The following is a 3,667-nucleotide window of genomic DNA, read 5'->3' as shown; positions in this document are numbered from 1 at the left end:
GCGGACGTGGTGCTGGCCGTCGGCACGCGCCTGCAGGATTTCACGACCGGGTCGAACTCCCTGTTTGCGCAGGCGCAACTGCTCAGCCTGAACGTCAACGCTTTCGATGCGCTGAAACGCCGGGGCCTGAGCCTGCAGGCGGACGCAACCCTCGGCTTGCAGGGCTTGTCGCGCCTGCTGGGCAACTGGAACAGCGCGGGCCAGTGGCAGGAGCGGGCGCAGCAGGCGGCGCATGCCTGGCGCGCCACCGTGCTGGCCATTACCGGCAAACGCGAGGTCGCCGGCTTGCCGTACGACGGCGAAGTCATCGGCGCCGTGCAGCGTTCCGCACCGGATTCTACTGTGCGCGACATCGTCGTCTGCGCGGCAGGGACTCTGCCGGCCGAACTGCACAAGCTGTGGAGAACATCGACGCCGGGCGGCTATCACATGGAATACGGCTACTCGTGCATGGGCTATGAAATCGCCGGGGGCCTGGGCGTCAAGATGGCCAAGCCGGAAGCCGAAGTCATCGTCATGGTGGGCGACGGCAGCTATCTGATGATGAATTCGGAAATCGCCACCTCCGTCATGCTGGACAAAAAACTGATTATTGTCGTGCTCGACAACCGTGGCTACGGCTGCATCAACCGCCTGCAGCAGGCCTGCGGCAATGCCTCGTTCAACAATATGCTGCCCGACAGCGCCCCGCCTATCGACTTCGCCCTGCATGCGCAAGCGCTAGGCGCCTTGAGCGAGTACGTGGCCAGTATCGCCGAACTGGAGCAGGCGATGCTGCGCGCCCGGGCAGCTTCGCGCACGTACCTGATCTGCATCGACACGGACGACACGCGCACGACAGAGGAGGGCGGCTGCTGGTGGGAAGTGGCCGTACCCGAGGTCTCCACCCAGTCCGGCGTGCAAGCTGCGCGCGCCCGTTATGAAAACGATCGCCTGAAACAAAGGAATTGAAATGACTACCTGGAATGTACGCATCGGCATCAATCCGATCTCGTGGATGAACGACGATTTACCGAGCCTGGGCGGCGAGACGCCTTTGGAAACGGCATTGAAAGAAGGCGCCGAGATCGGCTACGTGGGTTTTGAACTGGGCAACAAGTTTCCCAAGGATGCCCCGTCCCTGAACGCCGTGCTGGGCAAATACAATCTCGCCTGCGTCTCCGGCTGGTATTCGGGCCGCCTGGCGCACCGCTCGGTGGAAGAAGAGATCGCCTCCGTCGGCCCGCACTTGCGCCTGCTGGCCGACAGCGGCGCCACCGTCATGGTCTACGGCGAAGTGGCCGACGCCATCCAGGGCGAAGCGCGCCCCCTGTATAAACGCCCGCGTTTCCAGTCGCAGCAGCAATGGCAGGACTACGCCGATAAACTCACGGCGTTTGCGCAGCACCTGCTGGCGCACGGCGTGCGCCTGGCCTACCACCACCACATGGGCGCCTACGTGGAAACCCCGGCTGATGTGGATCAATTGATGGCCCTGACGGGGCCGGAAGTGGGCTTGTTGTTCGACACGGGTCATATCACCTTCGCCGGCGGCGACGCGTTGGCGGTACTCAATAATCATATCGATCGCATTTGCCACGTGCATTGCAAGGACGTGCGCCCGAACGTGGTGAAACTGGCCCGCAACGGCCACTGGAGTTTTTTGCAGGCCGTCATCAATGGCGCTTTCAGCGTGCCCGGCGACGGCTGCATCGACTTCCCGGCCATTTTGATGCGGCTGTATCTGCACGGCTATGCGGGCTGGCTGGTGGTGGAAGCGGAGCAAGACCCGGCCGTCGCGCCCAGCTACGAATACGCGAAGATGGGCCACGATTACCTGGCAAGCCTGGTCGACGCGATTCCGCGCCTGGGCAGGGAGGCGGCATGAGCCCGCTGCTGGTGAAAGCGGGGCAGGGACAGACCATCGTCGAGGTCACGCCGGAATCGGCCGGCTGGACGCACGTGGGCTTTGCCGCGCATCGTCTGGCGCCCGGCGAGGGCTTGACGCTGGAGACGGGCCGCCGCGAACTGTGCCTCGTCGTGCTGACGGGCACGGTCACGGTGCGGGCGGGCGGCCAGACCTGGGAAGGCATCGGCAAGCGCGCCAGCGTTTTCGAGGACGTCTCGCCCTACGCCGTGTATGTGCCGCTGGAAACCACGGTGCGTATCACGGCCGTGAGCGCCGCCGAGGTCGCCCTGTGCAGCGCGCCGGCCACGACCCACCGCCCGGCGCGCCTGATCGAACCTTCCACCATGACGCGCTCCGTGCGCGGCCAGGGCGCCAACACGCGCTATGTGTGCGACATCCTGCCGCAGACGGCCGAGGCGGACGGCTTGCTGGTGGTGGAAGTCGTCACGCCGTCCGGCCACTCGTCCAGCTATCCGCCGCATAAACACGACAGCGACAATATTCCAACCGAAAGCTCGCTGGAAGAAACGTATTACCACCGGCTCCATCCCGAACAGGGCTTTGCCTACCAGCGCGTCTACACGGATGACCGCTCCATCGACGAAGCCATGGCCGTGGAAAACCACGACGTGGTGATGGTGCCGCGCGGCTATCACCCCGTCACCGTGCCGTATGGCTACGACGGCTATTACCTGAACGTGATGGCCGGCCCCAAGCGGGTCTGGCATTTTAAAAACGACCCGGCCCATGACTGGCTGATGACGAAATAACCAAGGACAAGACAATGACGACCCCGATGATCGGCCACTTTATTGGTGGCAACCCCATGGCCTCGCGCGCCGAGCGCACGAGCGACGTCTTCAACCCCGCCACGGGCGCCGTGACGGCCAAGGTGGCGCTGGCCACGCCTGCCGAACTGAACGCGGCCGTGGCTGCCGCCCATGCGGCGTTTCCCGCCTGGTCGCAAACATCCCCCTTGCGCCGCGCCCGCGTCATGTTCAAGTTCAAGGAATTGCTGGAAGAACATTCCGACCAGCTGGCGGCCCTGATCACGGCCGAGCACGGCAAAGTCTTCACGGATGCGAAAGGGGAAGTGACGCGCGGCATCGAAGTGGTGGAGTTTGCCTGCGGCATCCCGCAGATGATGAAGGGAGAGTATTCGGAACAGGTGGCCGGCGGCATCGACGCCTGGTCGATCCGCCAGGCGCTGGGGGTGTGCGTCGGCATCACGCCGTTCAACTTTCCCGTGATGGTGCCGATGTGGATGTTCCCGATGGCGATTGCCTGCGGCAATACGTTTGTATTAAAGCCGTCGGAACGCGACCCGTCGGCCAGCCTGCTCCTGGCGCAATTGCTGACGGACGCGGGTTTGCCCGACGGCGTCTTCAACGTCGTGCAGGGAGATAAAGAGGCCGTCGACGGTTTGCTGCACCACCCGGACGTACGCGCCGTCAGCTTCGTCGGTTCCACGCCGATCGCCGAATACATCTATGCGACGGGCTGCGCCCAGGGCAAGCGCGTCCAGGCCCTGGGCGGCGCGAAAAACCACATGGTCGTCATGCCGGACGCGGATATTCCCCAGACGGTGGACGCCCTGATGGGCGCCGCGTTCGGCTCGGCCGGCGAGCGCTGCATGGCCATTTCCGTCGTCGTGGCGGTGGGCAATGTGGCGGATCAATTGGTGGAAGCCCTGGTGCCCCGCATCGCGGCATTAAAGATCACGCAAGGCATGGATCTGTCGGCCGAGATGGGGCCGGTGGTGACGCAGGTGCACAAGGA

The 3,667-nt window shown here is 64.3% G+C and carries 4 protein-coding genes; all 4 read left to right on the top strand.

Annotated features, from left to right (window positions below; genetic code table 11):
* Positions 1-951 (top strand): thiamine pyrophosphate-dependent enzyme (locus CSQ95_RS28845; protein WP_257218272.1); only part of this gene is annotated, 951 nt, incomplete at its 5' end.
* A 1-nt stretch (position 952) separates the two neighbouring features.
* The gene (gene iolE, locus CSQ95_RS28840; RefSeq protein WP_099411994.1) at positions 953-1,867 is read left to right on the top strand and encodes a myo-inosose-2 dehydratase; all 915 of its coding nucleotides are present in this window, start codon (positions 953-955) and stop codon (positions 1,865-1,867) included.
* A complete protein-coding gene (gene iolB / locus CSQ95_RS28835) occupies positions 1,864-2,658 on the top strand; it encodes a 5-deoxy-glucuronate isomerase (protein ID WP_099411993.1) in 795 nt (264 codons plus the stop codon). Before iolE ends, iolB begins: the two co-directional genes overlap by 4 nt.
* Positions 2,659-2,672: 14 nt before the next feature.
* Positions 2,673-3,667 (top strand): CoA-acylating methylmalonate-semialdehyde dehydrogenase (gene mmsA / locus CSQ95_RS28830; RefSeq protein WP_099411995.1); only part of this gene is annotated, 995 nt, incomplete at its 3' end.

Origin of the sequence: Janthinobacterium sp. BJB304, from assembly GCF_002735765.1 — a bacterium.
GTDB lineage: Bacteria > Pseudomonadota > Gammaproteobacteria > Burkholderiales > Burkholderiaceae_D > Janthinobacterium.
This window is presented reverse-complemented; position numbering and strand designations above follow the sequence as displayed.

Coding starts and splice junctions, on each gene's coding strand:
- iolB (WP_099411993.1), top strand. CDS start 1,864: ATGAGCCCGCTGCTGGTGAAAGCGGGGCAGGGACAGACCATCGTCGAG.
- iolE (WP_099411994.1), top strand. CDS start 953: ATGACTACCTGGAATGTACGCATCGGCATCAATCCGATCTCGTGGATG.